Genomic DNA, 20,274 nt, shown 5'->3' with positions numbered 1-20,274 from the left:
TCAGCCACAATCGGCGCTCCAGTCCCACCGCCGCCGCGCCGACGATGATCACCTTCCACAACCCGCTGCACCAGGGCCACGCGCCGCAGCATGAATTCTTCCGGGGCGAGCGCGTGCCGTGCTTCGAGAAGCCCGCCCGCGTGGACTACGTGGAGGCCAGCCTGCGCGCACGCGGCCACGCACTGCAGGCGCCCGGCGAGGACAGCGCCGCCGTGCTGGCCCAGGTGCACGCGCCGCGCTACCTGGACTTCCTGCGCACGGCCTGGCGGCAGTGGCTGGCGCTGGACGCCGCCAACGCCCAGGTGCAGCCCTTTCCCTCGGTCTGGCCCGTGCGCACTCTGCGCGACGACGTGGAGCCCGCCAATTTCATCGCCCGCCTGGGGCTCTATTCCATGGACAACGGCACGCCCCTGGCCGCGGGCACCTGGGCCGCGGCCAAGGCCGGCGCCGATGCGGCCGCCAGCGCCGCGGCCTGCGTGGCCGCCGGCGCGCGCGCCGCGTTCTGCTGCACCCGCCCGCCGGGCCACCATGCGGGGCCGGACTTCATGGGAGGCTACTGCTTCCTGAACAACGCCGCCGTGGCGGCCCAGTGGCTGCGCCAGCACGGCGCCGCGCGCGTGGCCGTGCTGGACGTGGACTACCACCACGGCAACGGCACGCAGAGCATCTTCTACGAGCGCGCGGACGTGCTGTTCGCCAGCATCCACGGCGATCCGCGCACCGAATACCCGTTCTACCTGGGACATGCCGACGAGACAGGCGCCGGGCCGGGCGCGGGCTGCAACCTGAACCTGCCGCTGCCCGCCGGCACCGGTTTCGCCGCGTGGATGGCCGCGCTGGAGCAGGCCTGCGCGCGCATCGCGGCGCACGGCGCCGATGCGCTGGTGGTGTCGCTGGGGCTGGACACGTTCGAGGGCGACCCCATCTCGCGCTTTCGCCTGGCGGCGGACGACTTTCCGCGCATCGGCGAGCGCTTGGCCCGCCTGGGGCTGCCCACGGTGTTCGTGCTCGAAGGAGGCTACGCGGCGGCGGAGTTGGGGACCAATGCAGTGAATGTGCTCGAAGGTTTCGAGCAGGCTTGAAGAAGGGAAACAGAACATGAGTGAGACCGTCGACTGCGTCGTGATCGGCGCCGGCGTCGTGGGCCTGGCCGTGGCGCGCGCGCTGGCGCTGCAGGGGCGCGAGGTGCTGGTGATGGAGGCGGCTAACGCCATTGGCACCGAAACCAGTTCGCGCAACAGCGAGGTGATCCACGCGGGCATCTACTACGCCGCAGGTTCGCTGAAGGCCCGGCTGTGCGTGCAGGGCAAGGAGCTGCTGTACGACTACTGCGGGCAGCGCGGCCTGCCGCACAGCCGCTGCGGCAAGCTCATCGTGGCGACCTCGCCCCAGCAGGAAGCGCAGCTGCACGGCATACGCCAGCGCGCCGAGGCCAATGGCGTGCACGACCTGCAGTGGCTCGCGCGGGACGAGGCGCGCGCGCTGGAGCCCGCGCTGGAATGCGTGGCGGCCCTGCTGTCGCCCAGCACCGGCATCGTGGACAGCCATGCGCTCATGCTCTCCCTGCAGGGCGATCTGGAGAACGCGGGCGGCCTCGTGGCACTGAATTCGCCCCTGGAAGAGGCACAGCAAGCGCAGGATGCTATTGAACTGGTAGCGAAGGACGGTACTTGCCTGCGCGCGGCGCTGGTGGTCAACGCCGCAGGTCTGCATGCGCCGGACCTGGCGCGGCGCATCAAGGGGCTGGACCCGGCCCACGTGCCGCGTGCGGCCTATGCCAAGGGCAGCTACTTCACGCTGGCGGGCAAGGCGCCCTTCAGCCGGCTCATCTACCCCGTGCCCGAGGCCGCGGGCCTGGGCGTGCACCTCACGCTGGACCTGGGCGGGCAGGCCAAGTTCGGCCCCGACGTGCAGTGGGTGGACGGTCCCGACGACCTGGTCGTGGACCCGCGCCGGGCCGACGGCTTCTATGCGCAAGTGCGCCGGTACTGGCCGGGCCTGCAGGACGGGGCGCTGGCCCCGGGCTACGCGGGCATCCGCCCGAAGATCAGCGGGCCGCACGAAAGCGCCGCCGACTTCCTGATCCAGGGCCCGGCGGAGCACGGCGTGCCCGGCCTGGTGAACCTGTTCGGCATCGAGTCTCCCGGCTTGACCAGCGCGCTGGCCATTGGCGCGCACGTGGCCGGCATGGTGGGTAAGCCCTGAGGGTTGCGGAGAATCAGCGGCGCCAAGCCTTGCATTGGCTAAGATGGGGCGTACGCCTACACCGGCCCCGCGTGCGGCGTATTACCGTAATGTCCTGCTATGAAAGGCTTGTCTATGACCTCCGCATCCGAAACCATTTCCAACGCACAGGGCGAGCTCGAACGCCTCGTCGGCGACCTGCGCAGCCTGCTGGCCAGCAAGGACCTGGACGGCATTCCGGAGATCAAGCAATTGCGCCAGCGTCTGGACGACGGCATGCATTCCGTGCGCGATTCCGCCGTGCGCGCAGCGCAGGACGCGGCCGCCCAGGCCAAGGAGGCCGCTGCCGCCGCCGACCGCTATGCGCACGACGAACCCTGGCGCGTGGCCAGCGCGGCGCTGGCCGTAGGCGCGCTGGTGGGCTTCCTGCTCGCACGCCGCTGATTCGGGGAACCTGCGCATGAACTGGCTCTCCCTGCTGGGTCTGGACGGCTGGCTGGCGCGCTGGCGCGCCGCCGTGATCGAAGGGGCCATTGCGGCCGAAGACCGTATGGAGCTGGCACGGCTCGAATGGGCGGACCAGAAACGCAGGGTGGCGCAGATGGTGGCGCTGGCCATCGTCCTGGGCGCGCTGGCCGTCGTGGCGCTGCTGCTGCTGGCGCTGGCGGTGCTGGTGCAGTTCTGGGATACGCCGCACCGCACGCTGGTGGCCTGGCTGCTGGCGGGCGGTAGCGTGGTGGCCTGCGGTGTCGTGGTGGCCTGTTTGATGTCCACCGTGCGCCAGGCAGGCAACGCCTTCGCGCTCACGCGCAGGGAACTCGCCAACGACTGGCAGGTGATCAAGGAGCAGCTGTAGCCATGGACACGAACCGCCCGGCGGCAGCGCCCGCCAGCCCGGAACAGCAGAAGGTGCTGAACCGCATCCTCGTGCAGCGCGAACGACTGAAGGCGCGTCGCACCGCCTACCGTCAGAGCCGTGCGGTCATGGCCTCCGAAGGCGCGGGCCGCGTGGAACCCGGCGCGCCGGTGGCCATGCGCGTGCTCGCGTTCGCGCGTCTGCATCCCCTGGTCACGGCCGCCGCCGTGGGTGTGGCCGTGATGGCCGGGCCCGCGCGGCTGATCCGCTGGGCGGGCATGGTGATGCCGCTGGTGGTGCGCCTGCGCCGCGGCTGATCAGCGGCGCATGTCCCGCAGGGCCCGCGCGGCCCTGGAAACAAGCGCGGGGCCCTCGTAGATGAGGCCCGTGTAGATCTGCACCACATCCGCGCCCGCGCGGATCTTGCCCACGGCGTCCTCTGCGCTCAGGATGCCCCCCACGCCGATGATCGGGAACGACGGGCCCAGCGCCGCGCGCAGCTGGCGGATCACCGCGTTGCTGGCCTCCAGGACGGGCGCTCCGCTCAGGCCGCCGGTCTCGCCGGCATGGGGCAGGCCCTGCACCGCGTCGCGGGCGATGGTGGTGTTGGTGGCGATCACGCCGTCCATGCCGTGGCGCTGCAGCGTGGCGGCGATCACCGCGATCTGGTCCGCATCGAGGTCGGGCGCGATCTTCACGAAGATGGGCACGCGGCGGCCCTGCGCGGTGGCGAGCTGTTCGCGGCGTTCCGCGATGGCCGAGAGCAGCGTGTCCAGCGCCTCGTCGCTTTGCAGCGCGCGCAGGTTCTGGGTGTTGGGCGAGCTGATGTTCACCGTCACGTAGTCGGCATGCGGGTACACGCCCTCCAGGCAGGCGAGGTAGTCATCCGTGGCGCGCTCGATCGGCGTGGCGGCATTCTTGCCGATGTTCAGGCCCAGCAGCAGTGGCTTGCCTTGCGCCAGGTTGCCCTGCGCCAGGTTGCCCTGCGCACGCACCTGCGAGCGCTGCACGTTGGCGATGAACGCATCCAGCCCGTCGTTGTTGAAGCCCAGGCGGTTGATGAGCGCGTTCTTCTGCGGAATGCGGAACATGCGCGGCCTGGGGTTGCCGGGCTGGCCCTTGGGCGTGACGGTGCCCACCTCGACGAAGCCGAAGCCCATAGCGGCCAGCGCGTCGATGCAGCGCGCGTTCTTGTCCAGCCCGGCGGCCAGGCCCACGCGGTTGGGAAAGGTGAGGCCCGCCAGCTGCACCGGGTCGCCCACCGTCTCGTTGCACCATGCCCATTGCAGCGGCGTGCGCTGGCCGCGCGCCAGCATGTCCATGGTCAGTTCGTGGGCGGCTTCGGCATCCATGCCGAAGAGGAAAGGGCGGGCGAGGGCGTAGGGCAGGAGGGACATGCGGATAATCCAGGGTTCACTTCTTTGGATTTTCCCCCATGACGACACCCGCTCCCCTCTCCCAAGACGAACTCAAGACCCTGGTGGGCCAGGCCGCGCTGCAGTACGTGGTGCAGGGCGAGGTGGTGGGCGTGGGCACGGGCTCGACAGTCAACAAGTTCATCGACGCACTGGCCAGCATGAAGGACCAGGTGCGCGGCGCGGTGTCCAGCTCGGTGGCGAGCACGGAGCGGCTGCGGGCGCTGGGCATTCCCGTGCTGGACGCGAACGAGGTGCGCTCGCTCTCGGTCTACATCGACGGCGCCGACGAGATCGACGGCCGCGGCTACATGGTCAAGGGCGGCGGCGCGGCGCTCACGCGCGAGAAGATCGTCGCGGCGCTGGCGCAGCGCTTCGTGTGCATCGCAGACGAGTCCAAGCTGGTCGAGGTGCTGGGCGGCTTTCCGCTGCCGGTGGAGGTGATTCCCATGGCCACCGCGCAGATCGCGCGCCGCTTCGAGTCGCTGGGCGGAGAGGCCACGCTGCGCCTGAAGGACGGCCAGCCTCTGGTGACCGACAACGGCCAGCACATCCTGGACGTGCGCGGCCTCACCGTGAGCGACCCGCTGGCCTTCGAGAGCGAGGTGAACCAGTGGCCCGGCGTGGTGACGGTGGGCGTGTTCGCGCACCAGAAGGCCAGCGTGTGCCTGCTGGGCACCGCGCAGGGCGTGAAGACGCTGTCGTTCTGAATCAGAAGACGATGCCGGCCGGGTTGGACGGCGCCGGGCCGCTTGGGGCCGCTGGCGCCGGCACCGGCGCGCGGCGCGGGGCGGACGCAGGTGTCTGCGCTGGCGCGGCGGCTGGCGGCACGGCGGCCACCAATGGCGTGGCGGCGGGGCGGCGGTAGCTGGGTGGCAGTTGCGACTTGGCGGGGTAGCCGGCCGCGTCGAGGTACTGCGTCCACTCCAGGTCGGAGAAGCCCTTGAGCTGCTGGCCGCCGATGGTGCCGAACGGCAGGCTGGCACTGCCGCTCAGGCGCTGCAGCGCTTCGATGTCCTCGTTGGTGTTGACCGTCTTCTCGGTGAAGGGCACGCCGCGCTGGACCAGCAGGGTGCGCGCGCTGGCGCAGGGCGCGCAGTCGCTGCCGGTGTAGAGCGTGACGGGAAAGCGCGAGGCCACCTGGCGCAGCGCATAGGGCAGCGCGTCGCCCGCGCCGGCGGCGCGTGGGCCGCCGCCGAGCGGGGTGGCGGATGCGCTGGCATCGGGCGCGCGGTCGGAGAACGTCACCTTGCCGTCGGGCCCCACGATCCGGTACACCTGCTGGGCGTGTGCGGCGCCGAGGGCCAGAGCGGCGCAGCCCACGGCGGCGGCAAAGCGGAAGGGGGTCATGCGGGCGCTCCTGTTCTCGCGGGTGATTTCAAAAATCATAGCTGCTTGCGCTTTTCTGTCAAAGGATTGGCACTGAAAAGCGGCGGAACCCCTTGGCTGGAAAGCGCAAGCAGCTCACTTTTTCTTCATGCCATGCCCTGGTGGCGCAGCAGTGCGTCCAGGCTGGGCTCGCGGCCGCGGAAGGCCTTGAAGGATTCCATCGCCGGGCGGCTGCCGCCGGCTTCCAGGATGGCCTGGCGGTAGCGGCGGCCCGTTTCCAGGCTGGGCTGGCCGTCGGCCCCGGCAGTTTCCTCGAAGGCGGCGTAGGCATCGGCGCTCAGCACCTCGGCCCACTTGTAGCTGTAGTAGCCGGCCGCGTAGCCGCCCGCGAAGATGTGGCTGAAGGTGTGCGCCGTGCGGCTGAAGGCGGGCGGCTGGAGCACCGCGACTTCGCTGCGCACCTGGTCGAGCAGGGGCTGCAGGTCCTTGGAAGGATCGTGCTCGGTGTGCAGCAGCATGTCGAACAGCGAGAACTCGATCTGCCGCAGCGTGCCCATGCCGGCCTGGAAGTTCTTGGCCGCGATCATCTTGTCGTAGAGCGCGCGCGGCAGCGGCGCGCCGGTGTCCACGTGGGCGGTCATGTGCTTGAGCACGTCCCACTCCCAGCAGAAGTTCTCCATGAACTGGCTGGGCAGCTCCACCGCATCCCACTCCACGCCGCTGATGCCGGAGACGTCGCGCTCGTTCACCTGCGTGAGCATGTGGTGCAGGCCGTGGCCGAATTCGTGGAACAGGGTGATGACGTCGTCGTGCGTGAGCAGCGGCGGCTTGCCCTCCACGCCGCTCGCGAAGTTGCAGACCAGGTGCGCCACGGGCGTCTGCAGCGCCCCGGTGTCGGGGCGAAGCCAGCGCGCGCGCGCGTCGTCCATCCAGGCGCCGCCGCGCTTGCCCTGGCGGGCGGGCTGGTCGAGGTAGAACTGGCCCACCAGTTGCCCGCCGCGCTCGATGCGGTAGAACTCCACGGCGGGGTGCCACACGGGCGCTTCGTCGCGGCGGATGGCCACTTCGAACAGCGTCTCGACGATCTTGAACAGGCCCGCGAGCACCTTGGGCGCGGTGAAGTACTGCTTGACCTCCTGCTCGCTGAAGGCGTAGCGCGCTTCCTTGAGCTTTTCGGAGACATAGGGCCAATCCCAGGGCTGCGGGTCGGCCAGGCCCAGGTGTTCGGCGGCGAAGGCGCGCAGGTCGGCCACGTCCTTCTCGGCATAGGGGCGGGCGCGGGCGGCCAGGTCGCGCAGGAAGCCGACCACCTGCGCGGGCGACTGGGCCATCTTGGGCACGACGGAGACCTCGCCGAAATTGGCGTAGCCCAGCAGGGCGGCTTCTTCCTTGCGCAGGGCCAGGATCTCGGCCATGACGGCGGTGTTGTCGAAGCGCTTTCCTTCCCCCTCGGCCTGGTCGGAGGCGCGCGTGACGTAGGCGCGGTAGAGGCGCTCGCGCAGGGCGCTGCTGCGGGCGAACTGCATCACGGGCAGGTAGCAGGGCATCTTGAGCGTGAGCTTGTGGCCGTCCCTGCCCTCGGCTTGCGCTGAGGCGCGCGCGGCCTGCACCACATCGGTGGGCACGCCTTCCAGCTCATCGGCGCTGGCGTAGTAGGCGAAGGCGTCGGTGGCGTCGAGCGTGTTCTCGCTGAACTTCTGCTGCAGCTCGGCCAGGCGTTCCTGGATGGCGGCGAAGCGCTCCTTGGCCGCGCCCTGCAGCTCGGCGCCCGAGAGCACGAAGTTGCGCATGGCGTTGGTGTGGGCCTGGCGCTGCTCGGCGCCCAGCGTGGCGGGGTCGATGGCCTTGTACTTGGCGTAGAGGCGCTCGTCGGCGCCCAGGCGCGTCCAGAACTCGGTGACGCGGGGCAGGGCCTCGTTGTAGGCGGCGCGCAGCTCGGGTGTGTCGGCCACGCTGTTGAGGTGGCTCACGGCGCTGAAGGAGCGGCCCAGTTCTTCCGTGGCCACGTCGAGCACGCGGGCGATCGCGTTCCACTCGGCTGGGAAGCCGGGCGCGGTGACGGTTTCCAGCGCGGTGTCGGCACGGCGCAGCAGTGCGTCCATGGCCGGGGCCACGTCGGCGGGGGTGATGCGGTCGAACGGGATCGGGCCCGAGAAGTCGAGGAGGGGATTGCTCATGCGGGTATAGATAGCGTCGGGGCCCAAGGGTTCAAGCAAGGCGTTCGGCGGCTTCGAGGGTGTTGACCAGCAGCATGGTGATGGTCATGGGGCCGACGCCGCCGGGCACGGGGGTGATGTAGCCGGCGACTTCCTTCACGCCGTCGAAATCGACGTCGCCGCAGAGCTTGCCCTCGTCGTTGCGGTTCATGCCCACGTCGATGACCACGGCGCCGGGCTTGACCATGCCGGCCGTCAGCACGTTGCGCTTGCCCACGGCGGCGACCACCACGTCGGCCTGCCGCGTCATCGCGGCCAGGTCGGCCGTGCCGCTGTGGCACACGGTGACCGTGGCGTTGGCGGCCAGCAGCATCATCGCCATCGGCTTGCCCACGATGTTGCTGCGGCCGATGACCACGGCGTGCTTGCCGCGCAGGTCCTTCATGCCGATGGATTCGAGCATCTTCATGCAGCCGTAGGGCGTGCAGGCCTTGAAGCCGACTTCGCCCACCATCAGCGCGCCGGCGCTGGCGACGTGGAAGCCGTCCACGTCCTTCAGGGGCGAGATGGCTTCGATGACCTTGTGGTCGTCGATGTGCGCGGGCAGCGGCAGCTGCACCAGGATGCCGTGGATGGCCGGGTCGTCGTTCAGCGCCTCGACGCGCGCGAGCAGCTCGGCCTCGGTCATCGTGGCCTCGTACTTTTCCAGCACCGAGTGGAAGCCTACGTCCTCGCAGGCCTTGACCTTATTGCGCACATAGACCTGGCTGGCCGGGTTGTCGCCCACCAGCACCACGGCCAGGCCGGGCGTGATGCCGCGGTTTTTCAGCGCGGCGGTGCGCGTTGCGACGTCGGCGCGCAGTTGGCGCGAAAGGGCGTTGCCGTCGATCAGTTGGGCTGTCATGGTGGTGGAAGCGTCCGAATTACAAATGAAAAAGCTGCCTGGCGCTTGTGGAGCATGCGCAGGCAGCTATGGAAAGGAGAGCGTTTCAGGCCTTGGCCGCGCTTTGTCCCAGGGCGATCTTGAGCAGGTCCGCCACGGTGTTGGCGTTGAGCTTTTCCATGATGTTGGCGCGGTGTGCCTCCACCGTCTTGATGCTGATGCCCAGATCGTCGGCGATCTGCTTGTTCAGGCGGCCGGCGACGATGCGCTCGAGCACCTGTGCCTCTCGGCCGGTGAGCTTGGACAGCAGCGCGTCGCGGCTGGCGGCCTGCTGGTGGTCGGCGAAGGATTCGCGCGCGTGGTCCAGCATGCGCTCGACGAGGCCGAGCAGCTCTTCCTCGTTGAAGGGCTTCTGGATGAAGTCCAGCGCGCCCTTCTTCATGGTGTTGACGGCCATGGGCACGTCGCCGTGGCCGGTGATGAAGACGATGGGCAGGGGCGACTTGCGCTCCACCAGGCGGTCCTGCAGTTCGAGACCGGTCATGCCGCCCATGCGGATGTCCACGATCAGGCAGGCGACTTCGCGGGGGTCGTAGCGTGCGAGGAAGGATTCGGCCGAATCAAAGCAGCGTACCCGGTAGTCCTTGCCTTCCAGCAGCCACTGGAGGGAGTCGCGGACGGCTTCGTCGTCATCGACGACGTAGACGGTGCCTTTTTTCGGAAGCAAGCTCATGCAGTAGTCCTTGGCGTGGAGGTAGATGTTGCTACGGTATTCATAGTGGCATCCGCAGCATCGGCCAGCGGAAGCCAGAAGGTGAAGCGGCAGCCGGTCACTTCCGTTCCATTGTAGAGGTTCTCCGCATGCATCCTGCCCTGGTGCGACTCGACGATGCTGCGGCACAGGTTCAGGCCCATGCCCATGCCTTCGCTCTTGGTGGAGAAGAAGGCCTCGAACAGGTGGGCCAGCACTTCGGGTGCGAGGCCCTTGCCGGTGTCCTGCACGGTGAATTCGATCACGTCGCGGCCGTCCACCTGGCGTGGCACCACGCGCAGCTCCACGCTGCGGTGCGCGGGCGGACGGTGCGCATGGGCGATGGATTCGGCGCCGTTCTTCATGAGGTTGACCAGCACCTGCTCGATGAGGATGGTGTCGGCCATCACCTTGGGCAGCCGCGCGGCGACGTAGTGGGTCAGGCGCACGTTGTGGCGGCGCAGCTCGATGTCGGCCAGCTCAACGGCCTCGGCCACCATGCCGGCCACGTCGGCGAGCTGGCGATTGGGCTCGCTGCGCTTCACGAAGGCGCGGATGCGCTGGATGATCTGCCCCGCGCGCTGGGCCTGGTGGGCGGTCTTGGAGAGGGCCGAAAGCAGGGCATCCTGCGTGATCTGGCCGCTTTCGATGCGCGAGACCATGCCGCTGCAGTAGTTGCTGATGGCGGTGAGCGGCTGGTTGAGCTCGTGCGCCACGCTGGAGGCCATCTCGCCCATGGTGATGAGGCGGCTGACGGACTGCGCGCGCTCGGCCTGGCGCGCGGCCTGCTCCTCGGCCAGGCGGCGCGGCGTGATGTCGGTGGCGATCACCATCTGCGCGAGGCGCCCGTCCACCCAGTTGAGGTAGCGCGAGCGCACTTCCAGCCATTTGCCCAGGTCGGGCAGGTAGATCTCGGCGTTCTCCGAGCGAGCGCTGGTCAGCGTGTCGGTGGGCAGGCCCATGAGCCCGTCCTCGTCCTCCACGCCGCTGTCGCGTGGTGCGGGCAGCACGCCGGCCTGGGCCACAAGCTGCAGGTGGCCGTTGGTCTGGGAGCCGAACCACTGGCGGTACAGGCGGTTGGCGAACAGCAGCTCCTCGCTGCCCAGCGGCGCCACGGAGACCGAGGCGTCCAGCGCCTCCAGCACGATGGTGAAGCGCTCGTGCGAGGCGGTGAGCTGCTCGCGCACGCGGTTGGGCTCGGTGATGTCGGTCATCGACGTCATCCAGCCCGCCTGCTGGCCACGCGCATCGACCAGCGGCGAGACGTAGAGGCGCGCGTCGAACAGTGTGCCGTTGCGGCGCTTCACGCGCATCTGGAAGCCGCCGATCATGGCCCTGCCCGAAAGCTCGTCGCGCAGCCGGGCGTGCAGGGTTTCGTATTCGCCCTCGGGCCAGTAGCTGAAGGGGGGCGTCTGGCCGACCAGTTCGGCCTCGGTCCAGCCCGTCATCTGGCAGAAGGCCGCGTTCACGTAGGTGATGCGGCCCTCCATGTCGAGCGCGCGCATGCCGGTAAGCATGGAGTTCTCCATCGCCCGGCGGAAGTTGGTCTCGGCCACCAGGGCCTGCTGGGCCTGCATGCGCCGGCGCGTGTGGCGCCAGGTGGCGATCAGCAGCCAGGCGGTCATCACGCTGAGCGTGCCCACGAGCCAGAACAGTCCGCTGCCCACCACGCCCAGCGAGGTGCGGTAGGCCTGCGCGCGCAGCACCAGGCCGTTGCCGACGGGGGACACGGGCACCTCGTAGCCGTTGGCCTTGGCCGTCCAGGGCAGGCGGGCGCCGGGGCGCGGGGCCAGCGGCGTGCCGGCCAGCACGTGGTCGTTGCCGTCGAGCAGGGTGACGGCGTAGCGCGCCAGCACCTCGGTGGGCGTGCCGTAGCGCAGCAGGCTGTCGATGGAGTATTCGCTGAGCACCACGCCGCCGAACTTGCCCTGGTACGACAGCGGCACCTGCAGCTGCAGCAGCGGGGCGGCCTCGCCGCTGCTGCCTGTGGGCTGTGCGTAGACCGGCTGCTGCAGATCGCGCGCCAGCCCGAAGGTGTCGGCCGTTTCTCCGGCCTTGAGCACCTCGCCGGCCACGCGCAACTGGCCACTGGTAACCGTGGGCGCCGCGTGGCTGGCACGGATGCGGCCGCGCTCGTCGATCCAGGTGATGGCCTGCAACTCGGGGTACTGGCTGATCAGGCCCTCGGCGCGCGCCACGAAATCGGCGCGCTCCAGGTCCTGGTTCGACAGGTCGCGCGCGATGCGCATGATTTGCTCCTGCCGTTCCAGCAGGCGTAGCCGCACGCGCTGCTGGGCGTATTCTACGTCGCGCTTGAGGGCCTCTTTCTCGCGCTCCACCTCTTCTGCGCGTAAATACCAGAACGCAGCGATGATGGCTGCAAGGAACATGAGAACGGCCGCCAGGGGTGCCAGGGCGGCAAAGCGGTCCTGCCGGTGAGGAGAGAGGCTGCGCCACCAAGTACGCCACCAGCGGGCCGGGGTGGGCACGGCGGATTCGGGCTGCTCGGCAGATGGCGGGTGGGAGTCCATGGAGTGGAGTTTAAGGGAGGGCGTTGACGCTATTTCATCTGGAGAAATATTGTGCGATTGCAACAAATTTTCTCAATATGAAAATCAAAAGCACTATTTGAAATCTTGGAAAATTGTGAGAAACTTGCGGGCATAACCCCGTTTACGCCATCGATACACAAGGAGACATTGGCATGTCCGATCCGACCCAAGGCTCGACCACGAAAGACACCGATCAACTGGAAACCCGAGAGTGGATGGAAGCACTATCGGCCGTGATCGACAAGGAAGGGCCCGAGCGCGCGCACTTCCTGCTGGAGCAACTGCTCGAACATGCACGCCAGAACAGCATCGACATGCCGTTCTCGGCCAACACGGGCTACGTGAACACCATCGAGCCGGACCAGGAAGTGCGCTGCCCCGGCAACATCGCCATCGAGAAGCGCCTGCGCGCCTACATGCGCTGGAACGCCATGGCCATGGTGGTGCGCGCCAACCGCCTGAACCCCGCCGACGGCGGCGACCTGGGCGGCCACATCGGCTCCTTCGCCTCGGTGGCCAGCATGTTCGGTGCCGGTTTCAACCATTTCTGGCATGCCGAGAGCGAGAACCACGGCGGTGACCTGCTCTACATCCAGGGCCACAGCGCCCCCGGCATCTATGCCCGCGCCTTCCTCGAAGGGCGCCTGACCGAGGAGCAGCTCGACAACTTCCGCCAGGAAGTGGACGGCAAGGGCCTGTCCAGCTACCCGCACCCCAAGTTGATGCCCGAGTTCTGGCAGTTCCCCACTGTCTCCATGGGCCTGGGCCCGCTGATGGCCATCTACCAGGCACGCTTCCTCAAGTACCTGCATGCGCGCGGCATCGCCAACACCGAGAACCGCAAGGTCTGGGTGTTCTGCGGCGACGGCGAGATGGACGAACCCGAGTCCCTGGGCGCCATCGGCCTGGCGGCGCGCGAGAACCTGGACAACCTGGTCTTCGTCATCAACTGCAACCTGCAGCGCCTGGACGGCCCGGTGCGCGGCAACGGCAAGATCGTGCAGGAGCTCGAGGGCGAGTTCCGCGGCAGCGGCTGGAACGTCATCAAGCTGCTGTGGGGCAACGGCTGGGACGCATTGCTGGCGCGCGACAAGAGCGGCAAGCTCAAGCAACTGATGATGGAGACGCTCGACGGCGACTACCAGGCCATGAAGGCCAACGACGGCGCCTTCGTGCGCAAGAACTTCTTCGGCAAGTACCCCGAGACGCTCAAGCTCGTCGAGCACATGACCGACGAAGAGGTGTTCGAGCTGCGCCGCGGCGGCCACGAGCCCGCCAAGGTCTACGCCGCCTTCCACGCCGCCAACGAGCACAAGGGCCAGCCCACGGTGCTGCTGGTCAAGACCGTCAAGGGCTACGGCATGGGCAAGGCCGGCGAAGGCAAGAACACGGTGCACCAGACCAAGAAGCTCAGCGACGAGGACATCAAGTACATCCGCGACCGCTTCAACATCCCGATTCCCGACAGCGAGCTGCCCAGCCTGCCGTACTACAAGCCGGCCGACGACACGCCGGAGATGAAGTACCTGCACGAGCGCCGCAAGGCCCTGGGCGGCTACCTGCCCAGCCGCCGCGCGAAGGCCGAAGAGAGCTTCACCGTGCCCTCGCTCGAGACCTTCAAGGCCATCCTCGAACCCACGGCCGAGGGCCGCGAGATCTCGACCACCCAGGCCTACGTGCGCTTCATCACGCAGCTGCTGCGTGACCAGGCCATCGGCCCGCGCGTGGTGCCCATCCTCGTCGACGAGGCGCGCACCTTCGGCATGGAAGGCCTGTTCCGCCAGATCGGCATCTACAACCCCAAGGGCCAGCTCTACACCCCGGTCGACCGCGACCAGGTGATGTACTACAAGGAAGACAAGGCCGGCCAGATCCTGCAGGAAGGCATCAACGAAGCCGGCGGCATGGCCAGCTGGATCGCCGCCGCGACGAGCTACAGCACGAACAACCGGATCATGATCCCGTTCTACGTGTACTACTCGATGTTCGGCTTCCAGCGCATCGGCGACCTGGCCTGGGCAGCCGGCGACATGCAGGCGCGCGGCTTCCTGCTGGGCGGCACGTCGGGGCGCACCACGCTCAACGGCGAAGGCCTGCAGCACGAGGACGGCCACAGCCACATCCTGGCGGGCACCATCCCCAACTGCGTGAGCTACGACCCGACCTTCGCGCACGAAGTCGCGGTGATCATGCACGACGGCCTCAAGCGCATGGTCGAGCGCCAGGAAAACGTCTTCTACTACATCACCCTGCTCAACGAGAACTACGCCATGCCCGGCCTGCAGCCCGGCACGGAGGAGCAGATCATCAAGGGCATGTACCTGTGCAAGCAGGCGCCCGCCCTGGCCGCCGACGCACCCACGGTGCAATTGCTGGGCAGCGGCACCATCCTGCGCGAGTCGTTCGCTGCGCAAGAGCTGCTGGAGAAAGACTGGGGCGTGGCCGCCGGCATCTGGAGCTGCCCGAGCTTCAACGAGCTGGCCCGCGACGGCCAGGCCGTGGAGCGCTGGAACCTGCTGCACCCGGCCGATGCGCCGCGCACCTCCTTCGTGGCCGAGCAGCTGGGCAAGACCACGGGCCCGGTGATCGCCTCCACCGACTACATGAAGAACTACGCGGAGCAGATCCGTCCGTTCATCCCGGCCGGCCGCACCTACAAGGTGCTGGGCACCGACGGGTTCGGCCGCAGCGATTTCCGCAGCAAGCTGCGCGAGCACTTCGAGATCAACCGCCACTACATCGTCGTGGCCGCGCTCAAGGCCCTGGCCGAGGAAGGCAAGGTGCCCGCCGCCAAGGTGGCCGAGGCGATCCAGAAGTACGGCATCAATACCGAGAAGACCAACCCGCTCTACGCTTGAACCGGAGACAACAATGGCATTGGTAGATATCAAGGTTCCGGACATCGGCGACTTCGACGAGGTCGGCGTGATCGAACTGCTGGTCAAGGCGGGCGATACCGTGAAGGCCGAACAGTCCCTCATCACCGTGGAGTCCGACAAGGCCTCGATGGAGATCCCCTCCAGCCACGCAGGCGTCATCAAGGAGTTGAAAGTCGCGCTGGGAGCGAAGGTCAGCGAAGGCACGGTGATCGCCGTGCTGGAAACGGCCGACGCCGGCGCCCAGGAGCCCGAACAGGCTCCAGCGCCCGCTGCACAAGCGCCGGCAGCTCCTAAAGCAGAAGCGCCCGCCGCCGCGCCTGCCGCTGCGGCCGGCCCGCTCGAGGTGCGCGTGCCCGACATCGGCGACTTCAAGGACGTGGCCGTCATCGAGCTGCTCGTCAAAGTGGGCGACACGGTGAAGGAGGAACAGTCGCTGTTCACCGTCGAATCCGACAAGGCATCGATGGAAATCCCGTCGCCCGCCGCAGGCGTGGTGAAGGAGCTGAAGATCAAGATCGGCGACAAGATCAACATCGGCGATCTCGTGGCCGTGCTGGAAGGCGCGGCGGGCAGTGCGCCTGCCGCCGCACCCGCACCTGCGGCCGCTGCGCCGGCGCCCGCATCTTCATCGCCCGCACCCGCCGCTGCCGCCGCCGCACCTGCGGCCGCCACGGCTGCCGTGCCCGCGCACCAGCCCGGCACGCCCGCGCCGGGCCTGCCGCACGCATCGCCCTCGGTGCGCAAGTTCGCCCGCGAGCTCGGCGTGCCGCTGGAAGAAGTCAAGGGCTCCGGCCCCAAGGGGCGCATTACGCAGGAAGACGTGGCCGCGTTCACCAAGCAGGTGATGGCGGGCGCCGTGCAGACCAAGGCCCAGGCGGCCAAGGCTCCTGCAGGCGGCGGCTCCGGCGTCGGCCTCGACCTGCTGCCCTGGCCCAAGGTGGACTTCGCCAAGTTCGGCCCCATCGAGCGCAAGGAGCTGTCGCGTATCAAGAAGATCAGCGGCGCGAACCTGACGCGCAACGCCATCATGATCCCGGCCGTCACCAACCACGACGATGCCGACATCACCGACCTCGAAGCCTTCCGCGTCTCCACCAACAAGGAGAACGAGAAGAGCGGCGTGAAGGTCACCATGCTCGCCTTCCTCATCAAGGCCAGCGTCGCCGCGTTGAAGAAATTCCCCGAGTTCAACAGCTCGCTCGACGGCGACGCGCTGGTCTACAAGCAGTACTACCACATCGGCTTCGCGGCCGACACGCCCAACGGCCTCGTCGTGCCCGTCATCAAGGACGCCGACAAGAAGGGCGTGCTGCAGATCAGCCAGGAAATGGGCGAACTCGCCAAGAAGGCGCGCGACGGCAAGCTTGGCCCGGCTGACATGAGCGGCGCCACCTTCACGATCTCCAGCCTGGGCGGCATCGGCGGGCGCTACTTCACGCCCATCATCAACGCGCCCGAAGTCGCCATCCTCGGCGTCTGCAGGAGCCAGACCGAACCCAAGTGGGACGGCAAGGCCTTCCAGCCGCGCCTGATGCTGCCGCTCTCGCTCACCTGGGACCACCGCGTGATCGACGGCGCCGCCGCCGCGCGCTTCAACGCCTATCTGGGCCAGATCCTCGGCGACTTCCGCCGTGTGCTGCTGTGAAAGGACGACTGACATGGCAGTGATCGACATCAAGGTGCCCGACATCGGCGACTTCGACGAAGTCGGCGTGATCGAAGTGCTGGTAAAGGCCGGCGACACCATCAGGGCCGAGCAGAGCCTGATCACCGTGGAGTCCGACAAGGCCTCCATGGAGATTCCTTCCAGCCACGCGGGCGTGGTGAAGGAACTCAAAGTGAAGCTCGGCGACAAGGTCAGCGAAGGCACGGTGGTGCTGACGCTGGAAGCCGCAGGCGCCGCGCCGGCACCTGCGCCCGCATCCGCGCCTTCGGAGCCCAAACCGGCTCCAGCGCCCGCAGCGCAAGCGCCGGCAGCTCCTGCACCTGTAGCAAGCAGCTTCGGCGGCACGGCCGATCTGGAATGCGACGTGCTCGTCCTGGGCGGCGGCCCCGGCGGCTACTCCGCCGCCTTCCGCGCGGCCGACCTGGGCCTGAAGGTCGTCATCGTCGAGCGCTACGCCACCCTGGGCGGCGTGTGCCTCAACGTCGGCTGCATCCCGTCCAAGGCGCTGCTGCACGTGGCGGCCGTCATCGACGAAGTGGCCCACCTCGACAAGGCGGGCATCAGCTTCGGCGCGCCCCAGGTCAACGTGGACACCCTGCGCGGCCACAAGGAAAAGGTCATCGGCAAGCTGACCGGCGGCCTGGCCGCGATGGCCAAGATGCGCAAGGTGACCACCGTGCGCGGCGTGGGCAGCTTCGTCGGCGCCAACCACCTCGAAGTGGAGGAAACCACGGGTGCAGTCGGCCAGGAAAAGACCGGGAGCAAGAAGGTCATCGCCTTCCAGCGCGCCATCATCGCGGCGGGTTCGCAGGCCGTACGCCTGCCGTTCATGCCCGACGACCCGCGCGTGGTCGATTCCACCGGCGCCCTGGCGCTGGCGGGCGTGCCCAAGCGCATGCTGATCCTCGGCGGCGGCATCATCGGCCTGGAAATGGGCACCGTCTATTCCACGCTGGGCGCGCGCCTGGACGTGGTGGAAATGATGGACGGCCTGATGCAGGGCGCCGACCGCGACTTGGTGAAGGTCTGGCAGAAGATGAACGCCCACCGCTTCGACAACATCATGTTGAAGACCAAGACCGTGGGCGCCGAGGCCACGCCCGAGGGCATCAAGGTCAGCTTCGCCCCGGCGGAAGAGGGCGGCACCGCCCCCGAGCCGCAGGTGTACGACCTCGTGCTGCAGGCCGTGGGCCGCACGCCCAACGGCAAGAAGATCGGCGCGGAAAAGGCGGGAGTGGCCGTCACCGACCGCGGCTTCATCGACGTCGACATCCAGATGCGCACCAACGTGCCGCACATCTTCGCCATCGGCGACATCGTGGGCCAGCCCATGCTGGCGCACAAGGCGGTGCACGAGGCGCACGTGGCGGCGGAAGTCATCGCCGGGGAACTCAAGGGCGACAAGGCGCTGGCATCCGCCGCGTTCAACGCCCGCGTGATCCCGAGCGTCGCCTACACCGACCCCGAAGTCGCCTGGGTGGGTCTGACCGAAGACCAGGCCAAGGCCCAGGGCATCAAGGTCAAGAAGGGCCTGTTCCCCTGGACGGCTTCCGGCCGCGCCATCGCCAACGGCCGCGACGAGGGCTACACCAAGCTGCTGTTCGACGATTCCCCCGAGGCCCATGGCCACGGCAAGATCCTCGGCGGCGGCATCGTGGGTACGCATGCGGGCGACATGATCGGCGAAGTGGCCCTGGCCATCGAGATGGGCGTGGACGCGGTGGACATCGGCAAGACCATCCACCCGCACCCCACACTCGGCGAGAGCATCGGCATGGCCGCCGAGATCGCGCACGGCTCCTGCACGGACGTGCCGCCGCAACGCAAGTAACTGCTGCAGACGCCGCAGTGGGCCGCGCATGCTCCGCAAGGGCTGCGCGGCTTTTTTGTCCGGGACGCCGCCATGAACCAGGAAACGACGAGATCATGCTTCAAGGCAAAGCTGCTTCGCCCGGCCAAGTTGGCCAAGGGGGATGCATGGGCGTTCGTGGTCCTGCCCAGGTCCGCGAGCGAGAAGCTGCCCAGGCGTGGGAGAACGACCGTGGAAGGCACACTCGGCGGCCACCCTTTCCAGGCCACCCTAGAACCGGACGGCCAGCGCAGCCACTGGCTGAAGGTGAGCCCATCGCTGCTGGCGGCTTGCGGTGCGGCGGCGGGCGACATGGTCGAGCTGGAGATATCCGCCGTGGCCAGGGAGCCGGAGCCGGAACTGCCGCCCGATTTCCGGCAGGCTCTGGCCGGCTCGCCGCAGGCCAGCGTGGTGTGGGACGCGACCACAACGCTGGCCCGGATCGACTGGATCCACTGGATCGAGTCCGCGAAGCAGGCCAAGACGCGCAAGAGCCGCATTGCGGATGCGTGCGACATGCTGGCCTCGGGAAAGAAGCGGGTCTGCTGCTTCGACCCCTCGGGCTTCTACAGCAAGAGCCTGAGCGCTCCGCAGGCGGTGGATTAGGTGCCGCATGGTGGCTATAGAATTAATAGCTGCCAGCGCTTGAAGGATAAGCGCTGGAAGCCATTTCTTTCAATAAACCCGGTGCCCGTTGCACGGGCGCAAGCAAGGAGACCCCCATGTTCAAGAAGATCGGCCTGGCCCTGGCCGCATGCACGCTCTCGGGCGCCGCGCTGGCGGCATGGCCCGAGCGGCCCATCACCCTCGTCGTGCCGTTCCCGCCCGGGCAGGCCACGGACATCTTCGCCCGCGCGCTGGCCGAGCGGCTCGGCACGCGGCTGGGCCAGGCCGTCGTGGTGGACAACAAGGCGGGCGCGGGCAGCAACATCGGCTCCGAGCAGGTGGTGCGCGCCAAGCCCGACGGCTACACGCTGCTGGTGGCCGGCAGCGCCATGGCGGTGAACCAGACGCTCTACCGCAAGGTGAACTTCGACCCGCGCAAGGACCTGCAGGGCATCACGCTCATCGCCAAGGTGCCACTGGTGTTCCTGGCGCACCCGGGCAGCGGCATGAAGTCCATGCAGGACCTGGTGAACAAGGCGCGCGCCGAGCCCGGCAAGCTGAGCTACGCCAGCGCCGGCATCGGCGGCACGCAGCACCTGAGCGCCGAGATGGTCAAGGCCCGCGCGAAGATCGAGATCGAGCACATCCCCTACAAGGGCAGCGGCCCGGCGCAGGCCGACTTCCTGGGCGGGCAGGTGCCGCTGATGGTGGACTCCGTCACGGCGGGCTTGGCCAACATCCAGTCCGGCAAGGCCGTGGCGCTGGGCGTGACCTCGCGCACGCGCTCGTCCAAGCTGCCCGACGTGCCTACCATCGACGAATCGGGCCTGCCCGAGTTCAAGGGTTTCGAGGCGGTGGGCTGGCTGGGCCTGATGGCGCCCAAGGGCACGCCGCAAGTGATCGTGGACACGCTGAACCGCGAGACGGTGGACATCCTGCGCAGCGCGGAGATGCAGAAGTTCATCCGTGACCGCGGCTCCGAGCCCACGCCCACCACGCCGCAGGAGATGGACCAGTTCGTCGCCAGCGAGATCATGGAATGGGGCAAGGCGGTGAAACAGTCCGGCGCAACGGTGGACTGATTTGCTATCTATTAGATAGCTGCCTGCGCTTCGTGAATAAGCGCTGCGGGGCGATTTGGCTTGAAA

General features: G+C 68.2%; 17 protein-coding genes. 11 read left to right on the top strand and 6 right to left on the bottom strand.

Going from position 1 to position 20,274, the window contains the following annotated elements; genetic code table 11:
• Positions 1 to 44 precede the first annotated feature (44 nt).
• The 5 genes from AVS7_RS19180 (at position 45) to AVS7_RS19160 (ending at position 3,357) form a co-directional block, all read left to right on the top strand.
• Positions 45 to 1,082 (top strand): histone deacetylase family protein, encoded by a 1,038-nt coding sequence (locus AVS7_RS19180; RefSeq protein ID WP_024001885.1) that lies wholly within the window; start codon positions 45 to 47, stop codon positions 1,080 to 1,082.
• Positions 1,083 to 1,098: 16 nt separating this feature from the next.
• Positions 1,099 to 2,205 (top strand): NAD(P)/FAD-dependent oxidoreductase, encoded by a 1,107-nt coding sequence (locus tag AVS7_RS19175; protein ID WP_020229677.1) that lies wholly within the window; start codon positions 1,099 to 1,101, stop codon positions 2,203 to 2,205.
• A gap of 114 nt (positions 2,206 to 2,319) precedes the next feature.
• Positions 2,320 to 2,628, top strand: coding sequence for a YqjD family protein (locus AVS7_RS19170; RefSeq protein ID WP_020229676.1), 309 nt, complete (start codon positions 2,320 to 2,322; stop codon positions 2,626 to 2,628).
• Between the two features lie 16 nt (positions 2,629 to 2,644).
• Complete coding sequence (locus AVS7_RS19165) at positions 2,645 to 3,040, top strand: phage holin family protein (protein WP_020229675.1); 396 nt, start codon at positions 2,645 to 2,647, stop codon at positions 3,038 to 3,040.
• 2 nt (positions 3,041 to 3,042) lie between these two features.
• Entirely contained in the window at positions 3,043 to 3,357 is a 315-nt protein-coding gene (locus AVS7_RS19160) for a hypothetical protein (protein ID WP_020229674.1), read from the top strand.
• Here the strand turns inward: AVS7_RS19160 and AVS7_RS19155 are convergent, their stop codons facing one another.
• The gene (locus tag AVS7_RS19155; protein WP_020229673.1) at positions 3,358 to 4,437 is read right to left on the bottom strand and encodes a quinone-dependent dihydroorotate dehydrogenase; all 1,080 of its coding nucleotides are present in this window, start codon (positions 4,435 to 4,437) and stop codon (positions 3,358 to 3,360) included.
• A gap of 38 nt (positions 4,438 to 4,475) precedes the next feature.
• On the opposite strand from AVS7_RS19155, the gene rpiA reads away from it, so the two are divergent.
• Entirely contained in the window at positions 4,476 to 5,165 is a 690-nt protein-coding gene (gene rpiA, locus AVS7_RS19150) for a ribose-5-phosphate isomerase RpiA (RefSeq protein WP_020229672.1), read from the top strand.
• A 1-nt stretch (position 5,166) separates the two neighbouring features.
• On the opposite strand, the gene AVS7_RS19145 is transcribed toward rpiA, so the two are convergent.
• From AVS7_RS19145 to AVS7_RS19125, 5 genes are all read right to left on the bottom strand, one after another.
• Entirely contained in the window at positions 5,167 to 5,805 is a 639-nt protein-coding gene (locus AVS7_RS19145) for a glutaredoxin family protein (protein ID WP_020229671.1), read from the bottom strand.
• A 125-nt stretch (positions 5,806 to 5,930) separates the two neighbouring features.
• Positions 5,931 to 7,961, bottom strand: a complete 2,031-nt coding sequence (locus AVS7_RS19140; protein ID WP_020229670.1) for a M3 family metallopeptidase — start codon at positions 7,959 to 7,961, stop codon at positions 5,931 to 5,933.
• A gap of 31 nt (positions 7,962 to 7,992) precedes the next feature.
• Positions 7,993 to 8,844, bottom strand: a complete 852-nt coding sequence (folD, locus tag AVS7_RS19135; protein ID WP_020229669.1) for a bifunctional methylenetetrahydrofolate dehydrogenase/methenyltetrahydrofolate cyclohydrolase FolD — start codon at positions 8,842 to 8,844, stop codon at positions 7,993 to 7,995.
• Positions 8,845 to 8,929: 85 nt separating this feature from the next.
• Positions 8,930 to 9,556: a response regulator transcription factor gene (locus AVS7_RS19130; protein ID WP_020229668.1), complete on the bottom strand. Its 627-nt coding sequence runs from the start codon at positions 9,554 to 9,556 to the stop codon at positions 8,930 to 8,932.
• Positions 9,553 to 12,105: a PAS domain S-box protein gene (locus AVS7_RS19125; protein ID WP_024001883.1), complete on the bottom strand. Its 2,553-nt coding sequence runs from the start codon at positions 12,103 to 12,105 to the stop codon at positions 9,553 to 9,555. Before AVS7_RS19125 ends, AVS7_RS19130 begins: the two co-directional genes overlap by 4 nt.
• 173 nt (positions 12,106 to 12,278) lie before the next feature.
• On the opposite strand from AVS7_RS19125, the gene aceE reads away from it, so the two are divergent.
• The 5 genes from aceE (at position 12,279) to AVS7_RS19100 (ending at position 20,208) form a co-directional block, all read left to right on the top strand.
• Entirely contained in the window at positions 12,279 to 14,984 is a 2,706-nt protein-coding gene (aceE, locus tag AVS7_RS19120; protein WP_024001882.1) for a pyruvate dehydrogenase (acetyl-transferring), homodimeric type, read from the top strand.
• A gap of 13 nt (positions 14,985 to 14,997) precedes the next feature.
• Positions 14,998 to 16,650 (top strand): dihydrolipoyllysine-residue acetyltransferase, encoded by a 1,653-nt coding sequence (gene aceF / locus AVS7_RS19115; protein WP_020229665.1) that lies wholly within the window; start codon positions 14,998 to 15,000, stop codon positions 16,648 to 16,650.
• 13 nt (positions 16,651 to 16,663) lie between these two features.
• The gene (gene lpdA, locus AVS7_RS19110) at positions 16,664 to 18,502 is read left to right on the top strand and encodes a dihydrolipoyl dehydrogenase (protein WP_020229664.1); all 1,839 of its coding nucleotides are present in this window, start codon (positions 16,664 to 16,666) and stop codon (positions 18,500 to 18,502) included.
• Between the two features lie 72 nt (positions 18,503 to 18,574).
• Positions 18,575 to 19,126, top strand: coding sequence for a YdeI/OmpD-associated family protein (locus tag AVS7_RS19105; protein WP_034691235.1), 552 nt, complete (start codon positions 18,575 to 18,577; stop codon positions 19,124 to 19,126).
• Between the two features lie 116 nt (positions 19,127 to 19,242).
• Entirely contained in the window at positions 19,243 to 20,208 is a 966-nt protein-coding gene (locus tag AVS7_RS19100) for a tripartite tricarboxylate transporter substrate binding protein (RefSeq protein ID WP_020229662.1), read from the top strand.
• The last annotated feature ends 66 nt before the right edge of the window (positions 20,209 to 20,274 follow it).

The sequence above is a fragment of the Acidovorax sp. MR-S7 genome (assembly GCF_000400995.2).
Lineage (GTDB): Bacteria > Pseudomonadota > Gammaproteobacteria > Burkholderiales > Burkholderiaceae_C > MR-S7.
Note: the sequence above shows the minus strand (reverse complement) of the source record. Positions and strands in the feature narration are given on the sequence as shown.

Excerpts from the sequence above, each read along its gene's own strand:
- AVS7_RS19180 (WP_024001885.1), top strand. The coding sequence starts at position 45 with ATGATCACCTTCCACAACCCGCTGCACCAGGGCCACGCGCCGCAGCAT.
- AVS7_RS19175 (WP_020229677.1), top strand. The coding sequence starts at position 1,099 with ATGAGTGAGACCGTCGACTGCGTCGTGATCGGCGCCGGCGTCGTGGGC.
- AVS7_RS19170 (WP_020229676.1), top strand. The coding sequence starts at position 2,320 with ATGACCTCCGCATCCGAAACCATTTCCAACGCACAGGGCGAGCTCGAA.
- AVS7_RS19165 (WP_020229675.1), top strand. The coding sequence starts at position 2,645 with ATGAACTGGCTCTCCCTGCTGGGTCTGGACGGCTGGCTGGCGCGCTGG.
- AVS7_RS19160 (WP_020229674.1), top strand. The coding sequence starts at position 3,043 with ATGGACACGAACCGCCCGGCGGCAGCGCCCGCCAGCCCGGAACAGCAG.
- AVS7_RS19155 (WP_020229673.1), bottom strand. The coding sequence starts at position 4,437 with ATGTCCCTCCTGCCCTACGCCCTCGCCCGCCCTTTCCTCTTCGGCATG.
- rpiA (WP_020229672.1), top strand. The coding sequence starts at position 4,476 with ATGACGACACCCGCTCCCCTCTCCCAAGACGAACTCAAGACCCTGGTG.
- AVS7_RS19145 (WP_020229671.1), bottom strand. The coding sequence starts at position 5,805 with ATGACCCCCTTCCGCTTTGCCGCCGCCGTGGGCTGCGCCGCTCTGGCC.
- AVS7_RS19140 (WP_020229670.1), bottom strand. The coding sequence starts at position 7,961 with ATGAGCAATCCCCTCCTCGACTTCTCGGGCCCGATCCCGTTCGACCGC.
- folD (WP_020229669.1), bottom strand. The coding sequence starts at position 8,844 with ATGACAGCCCAACTGATCGACGGCAACGCCCTTTCGCGCCAACTGCGC.
- AVS7_RS19130 (WP_020229668.1), bottom strand. The coding sequence starts at position 9,556 with ATGAGCTTGCTTCCGAAAAAAGGCACCGTCTACGTCGTCGATGACGAC.
- AVS7_RS19125 (WP_024001883.1), bottom strand. The coding sequence starts at position 12,105 with ATGGACTCCCACCCGCCATCTGCCGAGCAGCCCGAATCCGCCGTGCCC.
- aceE (WP_024001882.1), top strand. The coding sequence starts at position 12,279 with ATGTCCGATCCGACCCAAGGCTCGACCACGAAAGACACCGATCAACTG.
- aceF (WP_020229665.1), top strand. The coding sequence starts at position 14,998 with ATGGCATTGGTAGATATCAAGGTTCCGGACATCGGCGACTTCGACGAG.
- lpdA (WP_020229664.1), top strand. The coding sequence starts at position 16,664 with ATGGCAGTGATCGACATCAAGGTGCCCGACATCGGCGACTTCGACGAA.
- AVS7_RS19105 (WP_034691235.1), top strand. The coding sequence starts at position 18,575 with ATGAACCAGGAAACGACGAGATCATGCTTCAAGGCAAAGCTGCTTCGC.
- AVS7_RS19100 (WP_020229662.1), top strand. The coding sequence starts at position 19,243 with ATGTTCAAGAAGATCGGCCTGGCCCTGGCCGCATGCACGCTCTCGGGC.